General features: G+C 62.3%; 9 protein-coding genes. 6 read left to right on the forward strand and 3 right to left on the reverse strand.

Annotation, left to right across the window (positions count from 1 at the left end; translation table 11 throughout):
- Positions 1-203: 203 nt before the first annotated feature.
- The 3 genes from CMV30_RS04785 to CMV30_RS04795 all read left to right on the forward strand — a co-directional run bounded on the left by CMV30_RS04785 (position 204) and on the right by CMV30_RS04795 (position 6959).
- Complete coding sequence (locus tag CMV30_RS04785; RefSeq protein WP_096054956.1) at positions 204-3635, forward strand: glycoside hydrolase family 2 TIM barrel-domain containing protein; 3432 nt, start codon at positions 204-206, stop codon at positions 3633-3635.
- A gap of 75 nt (positions 3636-3710) precedes the next feature.
- Entirely contained in the window at positions 3711-5294 is a 1584-nt protein-coding gene (locus CMV30_RS04790) for an alpha-L-fucosidase (RefSeq protein WP_096057620.1), read from the forward strand.
- Positions 5295-5447: 153 nt separating this feature from the next.
- Positions 5448-6959, forward strand: a complete 1512-nt coding sequence (locus tag CMV30_RS04795) for a pectate lyase (RefSeq protein ID WP_096054957.1) — start codon at positions 5448-5450, stop codon at positions 6957-6959.
- 152 nt (positions 6960-7111) lie between these two features.
- Here the strand turns inward: CMV30_RS04795 and CMV30_RS04800 are convergent, their stop codons facing one another.
- The 3 genes from CMV30_RS04800 to CMV30_RS20180 form a co-directional block, all read right to left on the reverse strand.
- Positions 7112-10402 (reverse strand): TonB-dependent receptor plug domain-containing protein, encoded by a 3291-nt coding sequence (locus tag CMV30_RS04800; protein ID WP_096054958.1) that lies wholly within the window; start codon positions 10400-10402, stop codon positions 7112-7114.
- Positions 10403-10725: 323 nt separating this feature from the next.
- Positions 10726-12615, reverse strand: a complete 1890-nt coding sequence (locus tag CMV30_RS20620; RefSeq protein ID WP_138223134.1) for a right-handed parallel beta-helix repeat-containing protein — start codon at positions 12613-12615, stop codon at positions 10726-10728.
- Between the two features lie 398 nt (positions 12616-13013).
- Positions 13014-14168, reverse strand: coding sequence for a helix-turn-helix domain-containing protein (locus CMV30_RS20180; RefSeq protein WP_245844405.1), 1155 nt, complete (start codon positions 14166-14168; stop codon positions 13014-13016).
- Positions 14169-14544: 376 nt separating this feature from the next.
- Between CMV30_RS20180 and CMV30_RS04815 the strand changes: the two genes are divergently transcribed.
- The 3 genes from CMV30_RS04815 (at position 14545) to CMV30_RS04825 (ending at position 18215) form a co-directional block, all read left to right on the forward strand.
- Positions 14545-15969: an L-fucose/L-arabinose isomerase family protein gene (locus tag CMV30_RS04815; RefSeq protein WP_096057622.1), complete on the forward strand. Its 1425-nt coding sequence runs from the start codon at positions 14545-14547 to the stop codon at positions 15967-15969.
- Between the two features lie 208 nt (positions 15970-16177).
- Positions 16178-17008, forward strand: coding sequence for a transketolase (locus CMV30_RS04820; RefSeq protein WP_096054960.1), 831 nt, complete (start codon positions 16178-16180; stop codon positions 17006-17008).
- A 229-nt stretch (positions 17009-17237) separates the two neighbouring features.
- Positions 17238-18215, forward strand: a complete 978-nt coding sequence (locus CMV30_RS04825) for a transketolase family protein (protein WP_096054961.1) — start codon at positions 17238-17240, stop codon at positions 18213-18215.
- The last annotated feature ends 259 nt before the right edge of the window (positions 18216-18474 follow it).

Raw genomic sequence — 18474 nt, forward strand, 5'->3', positions numbered from 1 at the left:
ATCCTACGGTTCTCACATTACCGCTCCATGACAAAATCCAGCGCCACACGGTAATCTCCGCATAATCCCCCGCCTCTTACCTTCTGCGCCTCCGTCGCATTCTATTTCATGAAACTCCTCGCACGGCTCTCACTTTCTTCGCGTCAGCCGGCCATCAGGTTTGACCAACGAACAACCACGCGCGCACCGTCTCTCCTTTCGTGATGGCTTCCTTCTCCCGCAGCTCTCGTTTCACCGTGTTTCATCTCGCGAGCCTCGCCGCCTTCGCGCTCGCGTCGCTTCCCGCCGCCACGCTGCCCGATTGGGAAAACGAGCAGGTTTTTCAAATCAACCGCGAGCCCGCCCGCGCCACCGCCACCCCCTATCCGACCGCCGCACAAGCCCTCGCCAACGAGCGCGCGAAATCCCCGTGGTTCAAATCGCTCAACAGCAAAGACGCCTGGCGCTTCAACTGGGTCGCTCACCCCGACCAGCGTCCGCGCGACTTCTTCAAACCCGCCTTCGACGACTCCGCATGGAAAACATTCCCCGTCCCCGCCAATTGGGAGATGCACGGTTTCGGCACACCGATGTACGTGAGTGCTGGCTACGCTTTCAAAATCGATCCGCCGCGCGTGATGGGCGAACCGAAATCCGACTTCACCACCTTCAAGGAGCGCAATCCCGTCGGCTCCTACCGCCGCACCTTTGAAACTCCCTCCGACTGGAACGGCCGCAAAGTCTTCCTCCACTTCGGCGCCGTCCAAAGCGCCTTCTACGTCTGGCTCAACGGCGAGCGCGTCGGCTACAGCGAGGGTTCGATGGAGCCTGCCGAGTTCGACATCACGCCGCACCTCAAAACCGATGGCTCCCAAAACCTACTCGCCGTCGAAGTCTATCGCTGGTCCGACGGCTCGTATTTGGAAGATCAGGACTCCTGGCGCTTCAGCGGCATCATCCGCGACGTCTTCCTTTATTCCACCGCCGACGTCCGCATCGCCGACTTCGCCGTCCGCACTGACCTCGACGCCGATTACCTTAACGCGAAACTTCAAATCAAACCCGAGATCGCCACGCGCCGCACCGATTCGCTCAAAGGCTGGACCATCCGCGCCCAGCTCCACGACGCCTCCGGCAAAGCCGTCCTCGAAAAAGAGCTGTCGCAAGAGATCGAGCCGATGCTCAACCGCGACCGCAAAGCCGACATCATGAACGACCGCACGCCCCAGCGCGGTCCCGCCAAATTCGCCTGGCTCGAAGCCACCGTCGCCAACCCGCTCAAGTGGACCGCCGAAACTCCGAATCTCTACACGCTCGTCCTCACGCTCCACGACGACCAGGGCGCCATCGTCGAAGCCACCAGCACCCGCGTCGGCTTCCGTGAAATCGAAATCAAGCGCGGCCGCTTCCTCGTCAACGGCCAGCCCATCCGCATGCGCGGCGTCAACCGCCACGAGCACGATCCCGATACCGGCCGCGTCGTCTCCTACAAACGGATGGTCGAGGACATCGTCCTCATGAAGCAGGCGAACATTAACGCCGTCCGCACCTCGCACTACCCCAACGATCCGCGTTGGTACGAACTCTGCGATACCTACGGCCTCTACGTCATCGACGAAGCCGACATCGAAACCCACGGCGTCCGCGGTGAACTCGCCTCCGATCCCCGCTGGCACGGCGCCTTCCTCGACCGCGCCATCCGCATGGCCGAGCGCGACAAAAACCATCCCTCCATCGTCATGTGGTCCATGGGCAACGAAGCGGGCTACGGGCCCAACTTCGCCGCCATTTCCGCGTGGCTCCGCGACTTCGATCCCACGCGTCCGATCCACTACGAAGGCGCGCAGGGAAAACCCACCGACCCCAAAACCGTCGACGTCATCAGCCGCTTCTACCCGCGCGTGATGGAGCCGTATCTCGAAGCCAACCCCGACGTCGAATCCCCCGAAAACGCCCGCTGGGAACGACTCCTCGAAATCGCCTCCGACCCCGCCGACGACCGCCCCGTCCTCACCAGCGAGTTCGCCCACGCCATGGGCAACGCCCTCGGCAATTTCAAAGAATACTGGGACGAGATCTACTGGCACCCGCGCATGTTGGGCGGCTTCATCTGGGAATGGGTTGACCAGGGTCTCACCAAAACCGCGCCCGACGGCACCAAGTTCACCGCGTACGGCGGCGACTTCGGCGACAAGCCCAACCACGGCAACTTCAGTATCAAGGGCCTCGTATTCGCCGACCGGACACCGCAGCCCAAATACTGGGAAGTCAAAAAAGTCTACCAGCCCGCGCTGATCGAGCCACGCGATCTGACTCCCGGTAAGACCACGATCCGCATCACGAATCGCCACCACCACACCAATCTCAACATCCTCGAAGCCCGCTGGTACGTCCACTGCGACGGCGCGATCGTGCAGGAAGGAAAACTCCCCGACCTCAACATCCGCCCCGGCGCCGACCCCGAAGTCTCCATCCCGGTCGAAACCATTTTCTTCCCGCGCGCCGGTGCCGACTACTGGCTCCGCGTCAGCCTCCACACGAAGGAAAAATCCGCCTGGGCTCCCGCCGGTCACGAAATTGCCTGGGAGCAATTCCAGCTCACCATCCCGCCCGCCGCCGAAATGGCCGCAGCCGCGAAACCTGATTCCACCTCCGCTGCACCCGTGCCCACCGCTCCGCTCGCAGCTCCCAAACCCGCCGAGCCCACCCCGCTGACACTCACCGACTCCGCGGACCTCGTCACCATTACCGGCAAAACTTTCACCGCAAAATTCTCTCGCAACACCGGCACGCTTTCATCGCTCGACTACGGTGCCGGTGAACTCCTCGCCGCGCCCTCCACCGCCGCGACCGACGCCCCCACCGGCCCCACGCTCCAAGTCTACCGCGCTCCGACCAACAACGACCGCGGCTTCGGCAGCTGGTTTGCCAAGCACTGGGAAAACACCGGCCTCCACACCATCACCCGCCGCGTCGACTCCGTCACCGTCTCCCAGCCAACACCCAACGGCTCCGTCCGCGTAGAAATCCTTTCAACCAGCTCGATCCCGAAAGGCGCCTTCACCCACAACACCATCTACACCGTCCACAGCGACGGAACCATCCTACTAGAAAACACCTTCACGCCCTCCGGCGAATGGCCGCCAATCCCGCGCATCGGCCTCACTTTCCGCCTCGCCAACGAGTACAAAATCCTCCGCTGGTATGGCCGCGGTCCATTTGAAAATTACCCCGACCGTCAGGCCGCGTCCGCCGTCGGCCTCTGGTCCAGCACCGTCGCCGAGCAATACGTGTCCTACGTCCGCCCGCAGGAAAACGGCGCCAAGACCGACGTCCGCTGGCTCGCCCTCACCAACGCCACCGGCCGCGGCCTCGTGATCACCGCCAGCGAACCGCTCGCCGCCGCCTCCGCGCTCCACTTCACCGCCCACGACCTCTCGTCCGTCCGCCACGACTACGAACTCAAGCCGCGCAGCGACGTCGTCGTCTCGCTCGACGCCCGCCACCTCGGCCTCGGCAACAGCAGCTGCGGCCCCGGCGTCCTCGCCCGCTACGCCATCCCCTTCGCCCCCGCGAAACTCAAGCTCGTGATCCGTCCCTGCGCCACCAACGAAAACACCGAACTCGCCTTCCTCGCCCGCAAACCAATCGAGTAACCAAACCTCTCCGACCCATTGGTCACTGGTCATTGGTCAATGGTCATTCGCCCCAACCTCCAAAATTTCAAAACCATGCAACTATCCCGTCGCGACACCCTCAAACTCCTCGCCGCCTCCGCCCCGCTCCTCGCCTCCGCGCGCAGCCTCGCGCAAGCCGCCGACCACGCCACCCTCCCCGCGATCGCGCCCGGCCCGTTCAAAGGCACTCGTGAGTCCCTTCGCGCCTACGAAGTCCCCGAGTGGTTCGCCGACGCCAAGTTCGGCATCTGGGCCCACTGGGGCCCGCAGTCCGCGCCCGAGTACGGCGACTGGTACGCGCGCAACATCTACATCGATAAGACCGACCAGTATAAACACCACGTCGCCACCTACGGCCACCCGTCGAAGTTCGGCTACAAAGACATCCTTCCGACGTGGAACGGCAAAAACTTCGACCCCGATCACCTCCTCGGTCTCTACAAGGAAGCCGGCGCGAAATACTTCATGGCCCTCGGCGTCCACTGCGACAACTTCGACCTCTGGGACTCGAAGCACCAGCCGCACTGGAACTCCACCAAGATCGGCCCGAAGAAAGACATCGTCCGCCTCCTCCACGACGCCACCCGCAAACACGGCCTCCGCTTCGGCGTCAGCGACCACCTCTGGCCCTCACCCAAATGGATGTCTGTCTGCCGCGGCGCCGACACCGCAGGCGATCTCAAAGGCGTTCCCTACGACGGCATCGATAAGGCGCTCACCGATCTGTACCCGGAATACCCCTACCCCGACCGCAAACTCGACTGGGACGAAACCAACCTAACCGAGGCGTGGAAGAAACACTACTTCGCCCGCATCAAAGACCTCTTCGACCAATTCGAGCCCGACATCGTTTATTGCGACGGCCACATCCCCTTCGAAGAGTACGGCCTCGGCCTCGTCGCCCACCTCTACAACCTCAGCGTCCGCAAAAACGGCGGAAAAGTAGACACCGTCTACACCAGCAAACGCATCGAAGACACCGAGCAAAACGAGTGCGTCCTCGATTTCGAACGCGCCGTCCCCGACAAGATCTGGCCCCGCCCGTGGCAGATCTGCACCTGCGTCGGCGGCTGGCACTACGACCGCCGCAAACTCGGCAGCGACCCGAAGAACCTCTACAAGACCCCGAAGCGTGTCATCGACATGCTGGTCGATACCGTGAGCCGCAACGGCTGCCTGCTCCTCAACTTCCCTCTCCGCAACGACGGCACGCTCGACGACCAGGAACTCGCCATCCTCGCCGAGATCACCGCCTGGATGAAGACCAATAACGAAGGCATCTACGCCACCCGCCCCTGGAAAATCTTCGGCGACGGCCCGCGCAGCAAAATCCAGAACGACCCCAAAGTTAAATATAACGAAGCCCTCCGTCAGGACTTCGACGAGCAGGACGTCCGCTACACGAAAAAAGGCGACGACCTCTTCGCCTTCGTCACCGGCGTTCCTGACCGCGAAGCTGTCATCCCCAGCCTCGCCCTCAGCAAAGACCACGTCTCCGGAAAAGTCCAACGCGTCTCCCTTCTCGGCCACGGCGACCCGCTCGCATTCACCCACGACAACTCCGGCCTTCGCATCACCCTGCCCGAGACCAAACCCAGCCGCCACGTCCTCGCCTTCAAAATCAACGGCCTCGCTTAGTAGCGGCGAGCGCGCAGCGAGCCGTCTCCGCTTCACTATCGTTCTCCCCAAGCCCGCCTCGGCGGGCTTTTTTATTGTCCGTCCGTCATCCCCTCCCATTTGCCGGGAAACGTTTCCCCTTCCACAACGTCATGCACAGACACCCCCGCCTGCATGAACCTGTTTCCCCGCTCCGTCGCTTGCATCCTCTTCGCCGCCGCAACACCCGCCCTCATCTGCGCCGCCGATAATTCAGACGCCGCTCTCCGCACCGAAGCCCTCGCCGCTCTCAACAAATCCGCCCGCGCCCTCCACGCGATCTCCACCGAAGGCGGCTACCTCTGGCGCTATTCGCCCGACCTCAAAATCCGCGGCGGCGAAGGCCCCGCCACCGCCACGCAAATCTGGGTCCAGCCCCCCGGCACGCCCGCCGTCGGCCACTCCTTCCTCCGCGTCTACGCAGTCACGCGCGACCCATTTTATCTCTCCGCTGCTCGCGACACCGCGCTCGCGCTCGTCCGCGGCCAGCTCGAATCCGGCGGCTGGGACTACAAAATCGAATTCGATCCCGCCAAACGCGCCGAGTGGCGTTACCGCGAAGCGAACTCCAAACGCGGCAACAACAGCTCCACCTACGACGACAACAACACCCAGTCCGCCCTCCGCTTCCTCCTCGCTTATCTCGACACCGCCAAATCCTCCCCAGACCCGCGCGACGCCCAAATCCGCGAGTGCCTCGACCACGGCCTGAAGAAACTCCTCGAAGCCCAATACCCCAACGGCGCCTGGCCCCAACGCTGGGACGGCCATCCGCACGATCCCGCCAAATACCCCGTCAAACCCGCCAGCATTCCCACCGATTACGCGCGCGAACAGCCCAACGGCTCCTACTACGGTCACTACACTTTTAACGACAACTCTCACCGCGACCTCACCGTCACCCTCATCGACGCCTGGCACCGCACGGGAAACGAAACGTACCGCGACGCCGCCCGCCGCGCCGCCGATTACCTCATCCTCGCCCAGCTCCCCCAGCCCCAGCCGCTCTGGGCCCAGCAATACGACGAAAACCTCCAGCCCGCCTGGGCCCGCGCCTTCGAGCCGCCCTCCATCACCACCAGCGAAAGCGCCGGCGTCATCCGACTCCTCGTCGATCTGTACTTGGAGTTCGGCGACGAGAAATACCTGAAGCCCATCCCGCCCGCCATCGCGTGGCTGCGTTCCCACGAAATCGCCCCCGGCCGCTGGGCCCGGCTCTACGAACTCGGCACCGACAAACCCATCTACGGCGACCGCGACAAAAAAATCCATTACACCCTCGCCGAAATCAGCGAGGAACGCCGCCACGGCTACGGCTGGCAGGGCGGCTTCGGCGTCACCGACGCCATCGCTTACTACACCCGCGTCACCACCACCGGCCGCGACGCCTGGCTCGCCAAAAACCCATCGCCCTTCGTCACCAAATCCACCTCCACGCGACCGACACCTCGTTCCACATCCACCGCCAAAAAAGCCGCCCCCGAAATCCGCCGCCTCCTCGCCTCGCTCAACCCCGCCGGCTTCTGGCTCACCACGCGCCCCGCCAAACTCATCGACCCCGCCCAAACCGAGTGGATCGAAACCGAACTCTTCATCCGGAACACCGCGCTCCTTTGCGCCTACCTCGATGCCACCTCCGCTCCATGACGCTCGCCAGGCAGGACGACCTGCATGTCGTCCGTCTTCATCCATCCGTGCCCATCTGTGCCATCCGTGGTTAAAAAAAGCCGCCCCGAACCAATCGGGGCGGCCTCATTTCCGGCTGCATCGCACACCGGTTTATTTGAATCGCGACAACCTCACAGATCGAATGTCGCCGACAACCGGAACATCCGTGGATCGATGATGCGATAGATGTACGGCGTCCCGTCGGGATTCACCGCCACCGCCTGCAAACGTCCGCCTTCAAACGCATTCGTCACGTTGAACTGAAGCGTCATCGGAACCTTGTCGTTGAACAACTTCATGCGGTACTTCGCCATGAAATCCACATACAGGCGCGCCTTGTCGTACACCGGTTTGTTCGGATCGAGCTCGCGGATGGCACCATCCGATTCAGGCGCGCCACCGAGGTATCCGATGATCGCCTTGTCTTCCCAACGCACCGCGCCGCCGACTTCGAGATTCTTGAGCCAGCGATGATCGCTGATGCCTGCGAACCGGTAATTCGTCAGGAAATTCGCGCGCCACTCGCGCACTTGATTGCGCATCTTTCCCTGCGTCGCGACCGCGAGCTTCATCGGCGCCAACAGATTCACAGTGTACCAGCTCTCAGGCGTGCGACCACCGACGACATAGCTGCCGTTCCAGAATCGCTCGCTCGGGTTGTACGGATTCACCGCTGCCTGCCAGACCGGCAGCCGGTCCGCAACATACTGCTGGAGATCCGGCGAGATCTTCCCGTTGAAAGCCTTCTGCTGAACGATATTCGCCTTCATCGTCCAGTAGCGGTTCGGGTTGAACGCAATCTCCACTTCCTTGCCGCGCGAAGCCGAGTTCGCCCCGTCGCCATGCGTGCGATTGCGATGACTGTCGATGAACGACGGGCTCACGCCCATCAGCCGCTCCGCCTCCGCTTCGATCTGGGCAGGCGTCCACGTCGGATTCGCCGCCAGGATCGCGTTGGAATAAAAACTCTCCAGATCGGGATCGCCACCGCCGCTGTTACCGTCCGCATCGATGCGGATCGCACGCTGCACGATCGTGTTCAGCTCACTGCTGCCGCGGCCCAGATCGAGCGTCTCATACTGCACGGCTTTGATGTGCAGGCGCGGCGAGCCGCCTTCATCGCGCAAAAGCACGAGAGAAAAACCATAGTCCTTCGTCAGACCGCGCGGATCGCCCAGCGGCTTTCCATAAATGTCATAAGCCAGCGAGGACGGGCTGAAGCTGTCCGACTCGCTGTAGTGCAGGTGTAGCCAGTCGAGCGGCTTGACCACCACACCCTTGTTCGTCGTCTGCCCGCGACGCTGCACCCAGTCGTTCGTGGTGAACAGGTACAACGGCTCCATGTTGTAGTAACCATTGGTCGCCGCCGTCGGATTGCCCGCGCTGTTGCCTTCGCGCGTCCGGTTGATGTCGCGGCGAATGCCGTAATTGAGAATCACCTTATCCTTCCAGAAAAAGCCCTGCCAGTTCGCACCCGAGGTGCTGAGCAGACGGCGGTTCAACCGGTTCGCATAGTAGTACTCGCCGAACTCCACCGACTCATTGATCCACTGATTCGCGGTGCCGTTGTAGTAACGAAGCACCTGGTCGCTGTTCTCGACCTTCAACCGCTCAGGCGAGTAATCGACATTCCCGCCCTGCACGTCGCCCACATAGAAATGCGGATACGTACGGAATGAAGCCGAATTGCGGCTGCTCACGATACCCATCCACGACTCCGTCGAGGAAATCGTGTCTTTGTACCCGAGACTGCCGCCAAGCACTTCCTTGTACTCTCCGTACCCGGTGAAGTTGTGGCGGCCGACCCACTTCAACCAGCCATCCTCCTGGCTGAGATCCAGCTGGTAAGCCAGCGTGCCGCGGTAGTTGTCGCTGTTGTTGCGCCTCTGCGTGAAGATTGGCTGCGAACCACCGACATACGGACGCAGGAAGTACGGGTTATCCGCCCCATCCAGCAGCTTCTCGTTGATGTCGATAAACACCTGGAGATTGCTCCCGTTGCCGAGAAAACTCCGCGACTTGGAGCTGGTCTTCTCGCTCACCATCGTGCCCTGAAAGGCGAGCACCTGCCGAGGCGTCTTCAGGAAAAACTGCTCGATCTCGGCCGTAAATATTTCGCCCTTCGACGTCACATAGTTCGGCGCCGTGAGGCTGTCGGACTCCCAATCGTAGAGCGACTGATCGCTGATGCCGGGAGCCAGGAACAACGGATACTGCCCGGAGTTCTTCGTGTAGAAATTTGTGTTCTGCAGCAGTCGGCCGGTGCCGCCCGTGTTGGCCGGTCCATTCACGCCAGCCGCAGGCATGCGGTTGATCATGTAGAGCCCGACGACGCCGTTATCGATGTACTGGCTGGGGAAAGTCGTCAGCGCCGAGTCAGTCACGCCAATGCTGTACGGCAGTAACGTGCTCTCCAGCGCCGTGGTCACACCCGTGATCGACGGACGGCCATCGCGAAAATTAACCGTCTGCGTGATCGGATTCCACGTCGGTTTCCCGCTCGCCGCCCAGTCCGTGTACATATCGCGCGGCGTCACGGAATTCGGCCGGCTGTTGAAATTGCGATAGCTCTCGAAGCTCGAGCGAAGCGTGGTGCTCTTAAACGGCTGCACCGTCACCGCAAACTGCGCGCGCCGCGTTGTGTCCGAGGAGGGTTTGCGCACGAACCCTTTCTCATCGTACAGCCCGAGTGCGCGCATGCCCACTTTTCCCGGGACCAGCACGCGGTTGAAATCCATGCCCAGCCGGTAACCGTCGTAGCTGTCCACGCTCGTCGTGATCTGACTGATGTCCTTCGCGGTCGATGCCTTCTTGGTGATGATGTTCACACCGCCGCCAGAATTCCCGAGGCCGAAAATGCTCGAATTGGGCCCGCGCGAAATCTCGATCGACTCCACGTTAAACGTGTCGATCGGCAGCGTTGAATCCATCCCGTTCACCGCGATGTTGGCCGCACTCAACCCGCGCATGCGCGTCGCCCCGCTCGGATTGCTCATCACCGAGTCGGTCACCACACCGCGATCCACGTTGAAGCTCGTGTACTGGTAAATGCCCTCGGTGCTGGCCTCATACTTGAACACATCGTTGATATCGAAAGCCGCCGTGTCCCGCAGCTGCTGCCCCGTGACCACGCTGATCGAGGCCGCAAGATCTTCTAGCCGCGAATTCAAGCGCGTGCCCGACATCGCGGAATTAGCCAGATAGCCATTTGTCGTCGCTTCCACCTCGAAAGGCGAAAGCTCGATGACATCGCTCTCCACCTCCGGACGGCTGCCCGGCGGAGTCGCTGCGGGTGCCCCGGCAGCGAGAGTCGGTTGGTTCACGGCCTGCCCCCACGCCGCCGACGCGGCGAGGATGGAAAAGGCGATTTGCGCGCTGACGCGGCGCAGGTGCGTATCGGTCTGTCGTAGTAGGTTCTTCATGATGCGGGTTGGGTATGCGCCTCGCACCGCCTTACTTCACCAGCCGGCGCTCCGTTCCTCCGCATCCATCCTCTATCACCGCGCACCTCCCGCACGGGATGCGCAACGACACAGGCCAGACACGGCAGACTGCAACGGCTCAGCTTTGGTAAAACAAAAACGGGGCAACTAAGGCGGGGCGTTCAAAAAACCTCAGCTGCCTCCGCTCAACGCACCCACTTTCTGACAGTACCGATTTTCGTATCCGAAAACCAACTCCCTCGTCAACCGCGCGAAATTCTCCGCCACCCGCCTCCCCCCGCCGCCGCGCTGTATTCCTCCTCTCAATCCTCCCGCAAATCCCTGAACGACTCCTCCAGCCCCGAGCGCGTTTTCACCGACTCCGGCACGCCCGGTCCGTTCTTTTCCCACACATTTCCCGGACCGTTCGCATTTTTCTGAAACTTTTCCTCCGGGCACCAGTTGTCCCGCACCGTCATGAACGCCGAGCCCTCATCGAGGTAAACATACGACCAGTGCGCCTTGTCATGCGCCCACGGTCCCGGCGTCACATCCCAGATCGCATTCTCCGCCACGAGGGTTCCCGGCTGCGCCGAGAGCGTGTAGATCCCGCCCGTGTCCGCCATCCGCGTCGCGATGTTGAAAATCCGGTTCCCCACCACCCGGTTCTTCCCCGCCGCATTTGGCGAACGCGTCCAGCCCCACCCCACGCTCACCGCCGTGTACGGTAGATTGTTCAGCTCGTTGTGCTCGATCGTGATTTCCCGCGCGTACCCCACAGCGATCCCCACACAGCCCCAATCCTCCGTCGCGCAATCCGTGAACAAATTGTTCGCGATCCGCGTGCCCGCGCACACCACCCGCTGGTCCGCCGGATTGTACGGCAGATGCGATTCCTCCGCCTCGTCTTGAAAACTCCCGAGCTGCAATCCGCTCCCGCCCAGATCGCGAAACACGCAGCCTTCCACCGCGCCGCCTTTCGTCCCTTTCACAAAATCCAGCCCGCTCCCCGCCCCGTGCTCGAAACGGCAGCGCACAAACCGCACGCCTTCCGCATTCCGCACCACAACCGACGCCACCAGCCGCTCCAGCCATTCCTGATTGTCCAGACTCCGCCAGTCCGGCGTCCCCTTCGGCGAGAGTTTGTACGACTCATTCATCGCCATCCCCGCCTGCAACGGCACATGCCCTTCGCGCCCCGGCCTCGTCCACGCCCCGTGCTGAAACGCGATCCCGCGAAACACCACCTGCGTCACCGGCCGCTCCAGCGATCCCGCGATTTCCACTAGGGTCTCCAACGCTGGCGTCACTACCCGCACCGTCGCCATATCTTCGCCGTCGCGCGGCCAGTAATAAATCTTCCCCGCCCGCACATCCACCCACCACTCGCCCGGCTGATCGAGAAACGCCGCGGCCCCGCTCAGAAAAAACGGCGCATTATTCCCCTCCTTCATGATCGGCTGCGGCCACGGATGCTCGAATTGAATCCGACTCTCCGGTGCATGAAACGTCAGCACCGCCTTATCGCCCTCCACGCGCACGCTCTTCACGCGCAAGATCGCGATCTCCCACTGCTGCAAAATCAACATCTCCAGCCCACGTACCGCCTCCGCCACTCCACCCAGCGCCGCCGCCCGCACCGTCGCCGTCTCCTTCAACCGGTCCCACTCCAGCAGCCGCTCCATGTCCTCTCCATTCTGCGCCCGCGCCTTCACCGCCTTGCGCTCGCCCACCCACATCTGGCGCACATCCACAGCCCGTCCTTGAAAAACGGGTACATCCGCCACCCACAATTCCCCGCGCGCCTTTTCCGAAAATGCTCCCTCCACGTCCCCCGCCCGCGTCCACCCGCCAATCACCGCCCCGCCGCTGAAAACCGGCCGCTCACCCTTCGCTGCCTCGAACACCGTCGGCGCTTTCTCCGTCCCCGCATCCTCCGGCCGCACGCGCAACGTTTCTTCCAGCACATGAACGCCGCCCTTCAACAAAATCCTCACACCCTCCGTCGTCGCCGCCACGTCTCCCGTGCGCCGCAGCTCCCGCGCTTTCCGCAACGCCATCCACGCCGACTTCACCGGCTCCGCCTCCGTCCCCGCAGCCGCGTCATCGCCTTCAGTCGACACCCAGATCTCCGCCGGCGCAGCAAACGCGCCCGCGCTCCACACCGAAACAGCCATCAACAACACGACCCGGATCACGCAAAATTTTTTCACGCCGCATCCTCTGACTTCCTCTCACGCCCCGCGCAACCCCGCCGTCACCGGACGTCCCATGACGGTCCACCCGCCCCTCCGGCCATAGTTCTCTCACTCGTTCTCCCCTCCGACATCTGTGCCCATCCGAGTAATCTGTGGTTAAACCTTCTCCGAAACATTCGCGTCACCCGGAATCCCTTCACGGTCAAAACACCCGCCCCCTCAATCCTGTTAGTCCTGCATTCCTGTCCAAAAATTCCGCCCATCCACCCTCCGTGCCCTCAGTGTCCGCGCTCTGTGAACTCCATGTCCCCCTCCGATTCCGCCCTCCAAAAATCACCCTATCACTCGTCCTCCTCCGTACTCCGCGCTCTCCGCGCCTCCGCGGTGAATCCTTTCCGCTTCTCCCTCACTCATTATTCCACCGCATGACTGGCCCGATAACTCCGCGGCGTACACCCGCACGCACGCCGGAACGCTTCATTAAACCGACTCAACGAATTGAACCCCGACCCAAACGCCACCTCCACGATCTTCTCCTCCGTCGTCGCGAGTAACCGCTGCGCATGAGACACCCGATGATGCGTCACATAATCGATCAACGTCGTCCCAAACGCCTTCCTGAAAAGCCCCATCGCGTAGTTGGGATGCAGATTCACCGCCCGCCCGATCTCCTCCACCGTCAGCGCCTCTGTGTAACGCTGAGCGATCAAACACGCCATCTGCTCCACCTTGTTTAACTCCGACCCCTGCAACGCCCCCACGCTCCGCCCGCGCTTCTTCCCCTCCCAGATTCTTTCCTCCTTCGCGTCCTTCGTCCGCCCTTCGCGAGACACCCTCCCCGTTCTGTCTTTCCGTCCGCTCACTACGTCGCGCACCACCTCGGGTCCGACTGCGCCCACCGTTTCACGCCCCAGCCCCAGCGCGATCCTCCGCAACCGCGCCTCCATCTCCAGCATCACGATACGCTCCACATCGTCCCCCGCCTTCGCCTGAAGATCCTTCTCCCACCGCGCAAACAACCCGCAGTCCTCCTTCCCCGCATCCATCTCTTTTTTCACCGCCTCTTCCGGCCGTCCGCCCACCATCTCCCCCCGCAACAACCGCCGCACCATCGCCTCCGGCAGCCGGCACTGCAAAAACCACGCGAACGGAATCGTCGCCACGAAGTACCGCGTCCCCTCCCCATACTCCACGATCTGGTGCGGGATCGCCGCCCAAAAAACCGCCAGCCGCCCCGCCTCCACGCGCACCTTCTGCCCGCCGAGCAGATAAGTCACCCAGCCGCTCTCCACCAGATTCAGCTCGATCTCATTATGATGATCCGGCCGCCGCATCGGCGAAGGCGTCCACCGCACACACGTCAGTCCATACGGCTCAAAATCCTTCCGCCCCGGATCAAACGACACCCCCGCCCGCTCCCCGTCCTTTATCAACCGCTCCGCCCCTCCGCGTCCTTCCTCCGTCCTTCGCGAGACACCCGCCTTCCTCACCACGCCCCCGCGCACCTCAATGCCACGCGCCCGCGCCTTCTTCTCCGCCTTCATTAAAAATGGTCGCTTCGTGCTCACCTTAGAATCCCGCAAGAAACCTCATTTTTCCGGGAAGAAACAGCCGAAAAACTTCTTTAATATAGCTCCTTAAGCCCGCCTTCTCGCCCGCCCGAAACCAACTCCACTCCGCACGAGCCCAGATTTCCCATCTCCGAAATCCCGTTAGTCCTCTTAATCCTGTCCCAAAATAATCCTCCGTCATCTGTGCCCATCTGTGTCATCCGTGGTTAAAAACTCCGCCCTCCCAAACATTCGCGTCCCCTAGCATCCATTCGTGGTTAAAAAACTCCGCCACCTCCCTTCCCAGACTGCCCCCTCCATCCCCTACCCTCTTCCCTCTTCCTCCACTCCTCCTTTCACCCATCCCTCTTCACCCTTCACCATTCCCTACTTCATGAAACCTCAGCCCTTCTCCCTCGGCGTCCTCTTCGGCAATCGCGACTTCTTCCCTGACAAACTCGTCAGCGAAGCCCGCGCCGACTTCACCAAGCTCTTCGCCGAAATCGGCATCGACGCCATCATGCTCGACCCGGCCGACTCCAAACTCGGCGGCGTCGAAACCCACAACGACGCCCGCAAATGCGCCGACCTCTTCCGCAAAAACCGCGACAAGATCGGCGGCGTCCTCGTCGTCCTCCCCAACTTCGGCGACGAAAAAGGCGTGGCCGACACCCTCAAACTCGCCGGCCTCAACGTCCCCGTCCTCATCCAGGGTTATCCCGACGATCTCGACCGCCTCGACGTCATCCGCCGCCGCGACGCCTTCTGCGGAAAAATTTCCGTCTGCAACAACCTCCGCCAGGCCAACATCCCCTACTCGCTCACGACCAAACACGTCGTCCGCCCGACCGATCCGACCTTCCGCGCCGACCTGAATAAATTCCTCGGCGTCTGCCGCGTCGTCCGTGGCATCCGCGGCGTGCGCATCGGCGCCGTCGGCGCCCGTCCCGGCGCTTTCAATACCGTCCGCTACTCGGAAAAAATCCTCGAACGCAACGGCATCTCCGTCACCACCGTCGACCTCTCCGAGATCCTCGGCTCCGCCGCCAAGATCGGCGAGACCGACACCCGCATCCTCTCAAAGATCGACGAGATCAAAGCCTACGCCAACGCCACCGCCGTCCCGCCCGCGAAGCTCATCCAGATGGCCCGCCTCGGCATCGTCCTCGACGATTTCGTCGCCACCAACCACCTCGACGCCACCGCCATCCAGTGCTGGACCTCCGTGCAGGCCAACCACGGCTGCAACGTCTGCACCAGCATGAGCATGATGTCCGAAAACTTCCTGCCCAGCGCCTGCGAAGTCGACGTCACCGGCGTGCTCACCATGTACGCCATGCAGCTCGCCTCGCTCTCCCCGAGCGCGCTCGTGGATTGGAATAACAACTACGGCGACACCGACGACAAGTGCGTCCTCTTCCACTGCGGCAACTGGGCCAAGTCCTTCCTCCCCGACATCAAGATCCTCAACGCCCCCATCCTCGGCTCGACCCTCGGCGTCGAAAACACCTGGGGCGCCCTCGACGGCCGCACGCCCGCCACCCCGCTCACGTATGGCCGCATCACGACCGACGACACCAGCGGCGTCATCCGCGCCTACGTCGGCCAAGGCCAGCTCACCAACGACGACCTCAAGACCTTCGGCAACCGCGCCGTCGCCCAAGTCCCGAAGCTCCAGAAACTGATGCACCACATCTGCCGCGAAGGCTTCGAGCACCACGTCGTCATGAACAGCTCGCACACTGCCGGCATCCTCGAAGAAGCCTTCACCCGCTACCTCGGCTGGGAAGTCTACCACCACGAAAACCCCGAAGCCTAAAACTCCAAAAATAAACCACACAGGCACAGAGCCCAATCCACCTCTCTGCCTCCTTATCCTTCCGTATCCTTCCTCATCTGTGGTTAAAAATCCGTTCTCCGAAACCTTAGCTTCTTTGCGTCTTCGCGCTTAACCCAACCACCGCGCAACCAACCACGCACCGTCTCCGGTCTCTCAACTCTCAACCCTCACCTCTCAACTTCCCCGGATGCTCACCGACCACCAACTCGCCCTCAAAGCCCCCGCGCTCCGCCGCCGCATGCTCCAGCTCATCGCCGACGCCGGAGCCGGCCACACCGGCGGCGGCCTCTCGTGCCTCGACATCCTCAACGTCCTCTACAACCGCGTGCTCAACATCACGCCCGAGACCGTCGACTCGCCCACCCGCGATCGCTACGTCCAAAGCAAAGGTCACTGCGTCGAAGCCCTCTACGCCGTCATGGCCGACCGCGGTTACTTCCCCGACTCCGACCTCAACACCGTCTGCCACTACAAATCCTACTACGTCGGCCATCCGACCCGTAAGATCAAAGGCATGGAAATGAACACCGGCGCCCTCGGCCACGGCCTCCCGATCTGCATCGGCATGGCCCTCGCCGCCCGCCAGGACTCCGCCGCCTTCCGCGTCTTCACGCTCCTCGGCGACGGCGAACTCGCCGAAGGTTCCAACTGGGAAGCCGCCATGGCCGCCGCCCACTACAAACTCGATAACCTCGTCGCCATCCTCGACCACAACACGCTCCAGATCACCGGCCACACGAAGGACGTCATGTCCAACGAGCCCCTCGACGAAAAGTGGCGCGCCTTCGGCTGGGAAGTCCGCTCCATCAACGGCCACGATTACGCCGAACTCACCAAAGCGCTGACAACGCCACATCCGGGAAAGCCGCTCATCGTCATCGCCAACACCGTCAAGGGCAAAGGCGTCAGCTTCATGGAAAACGTCGGCAAATGGCACCACGGCGTTCCTAGCGAAACCGAACTCGCCACCGCCCTCACCGAACTCACCGCCCTGGAGAAAAAACTCTCCGCCGCCTGAGTTAACTAAACCACAGAGTCAGCTTCCTCCGTATCCTTCCGCATCCCTCTGTATCTGTGGTTAAAAATCCGCCCTCCGAAACCTTAGCGTCGTTGCGTCGTCGCGCTTAACAAAACCACCGCGCCACCAATCACGCTCCGTTTCCGCCGACACGCCGCCCGTTCCGTCGCCTTTCACTCTTCACCCTTCACTTTTCACTCTTCCTCCCATGAGCGCTCCTGCTCCCTCCATGTTCACCCCCGCGGCCACCGCGGTCGCCCAAAAGCTCGGCCTCAAAAAAGGCCGCGCCAACCTCGAAGAATTCGCCGACACGCTCCAGGCGCTCGCGACCGCCGACCGCAACATCGTCGCCGTCACGTCCGACTCCCGCGGCTCCGGCAAACTCGCGCCCTACGGCAAAGCGCTCCCGAAGCAGATCGTCGAAGTCGGCATCGCCGAGCAAAACCTCGTCGGCATCACCGCCGGCCTCGCCGCCTGCGGCAAAAAAGCCTTCGGCGTCTCGCCCTCCTGCTTCCTCACCGCGCGCTCCCTCGAGCAGATCAAAAACGACATCTGCTACTCGAACGTCCCCGGCGTAGTCATCGGCATCAGCTCCGGCGTCAGCTACGGTGCGCTCGGCAGCACGCACCACTCGCTCCACGACCTCGCCGTCCTCCGCGCGATCAACAACCTCACCATCATCGTCCCCGCGGATAACTTCGAAACCCGCGAAGCCATCAAATACGCCGCCGCCGCCCCGCGCCCCGTCTTCGTCCGCTTCGGCAAAGCCGCGATGTACGACCTCGCCCCCGCTGGCGCGACCTTCACCACCGGCAAAGCTCTCACCCTCCGCGAAGGCAAGGACGTCGCTTTCATCGCCAACGGCGAAACCGTCGTCCACGCCCTCCTCGCCGCCGAAAACCTCGCCGCCCAAGGCATCTCCGCCCGCGTGCTCAGTCTCCACACCGTGAAGCCGCTCGACACCGCCGCGATCCTCGCCGCCGGCCGCGAATGCCGCGCCGTCATCACCGTCGAAGAACACATGATCAACGGCGGCGTCGGCGAAGCCGTCGCCTCGACACTGCTCCAAGCCGGCGTCGCTCCGAAGTTCAAGATGGTCGGCTTCCCCGACGAAGACACCGTCACCGGCGCCCAAGCCGACCTCTTCCGCCACTACGGCATCAGCATGGAAGGCCTCACCGAAACCACACAAAAACTTCTCGGCTGATTTCTTGAATCGCAAAGACGCCAAGCCGCAAAGTTCCGACCCAAGAAATCCCCTCCAATCTCCGTCATCCGTGCCCATCTGTGCAATCCGTGGTTAAAATTCCGACCTCCTAAACATTTGCGTCCCTTAACATCCCTTCGCGGTTAAAAAATCCTACCCGTCCCCTTGCGACCTCTGTGCCCTCTGTGTCCGCGCTCCGTGCACTCTGTGGCCCACTCCGACTCCGATCTCTGAAACTTCGCTCCGACCTTAGCGCCTT

The organism is Nibricoccus aquaticus, assembly GCF_002310495.1.
GTDB classification, from domain to species: domain Bacteria; phylum Verrucomicrobiota; class Verrucomicrobiia; order Opitutales; family Opitutaceae; genus Nibricoccus; species Nibricoccus aquaticus.

Coding starts and splice junctions, on each gene's coding strand:
- CMV30_RS04790 (WP_096057620.1), top strand. CDS start 3,711: ATGCAACTATCCCGTCGCGACACCCTCAAACTCCTCGCCGCCTCCGCC.
- CMV30_RS04820 (WP_096054960.1), top strand. CDS start 16,178: ATGCTCACCGACCACCAACTCGCCCTCAAAGCCCCCGCGCTCCGCCGC.
- CMV30_RS04815 (WP_096057622.1), top strand. CDS start 14,545: ATGAAACCTCAGCCCTTCTCCCTCGGCGTCCTCTTCGGCAATCGCGAC.
- CMV30_RS04795 (WP_096054957.1), top strand. CDS start 5,448: ATGAACCTGTTTCCCCGCTCCGTCGCTTGCATCCTCTTCGCCGCCGCA.
- CMV30_RS04800 (WP_096054958.1), bottom strand. CDS start 10,402: ATGAAGAACCTACTACGACAGACCGATACGCACCTGCGCCGCGTCAGC.
- CMV30_RS04825 (WP_096054961.1), top strand. CDS start 17,238: ATGTTCACCCCCGCGGCCACCGCGGTCGCCCAAAAGCTCGGCCTCAAA.
- CMV30_RS04785 (WP_096054956.1), top strand. CDS start 204: ATGGCTTCCTTCTCCCGCAGCTCTCGTTTCACCGTGTTTCATCTCGCG.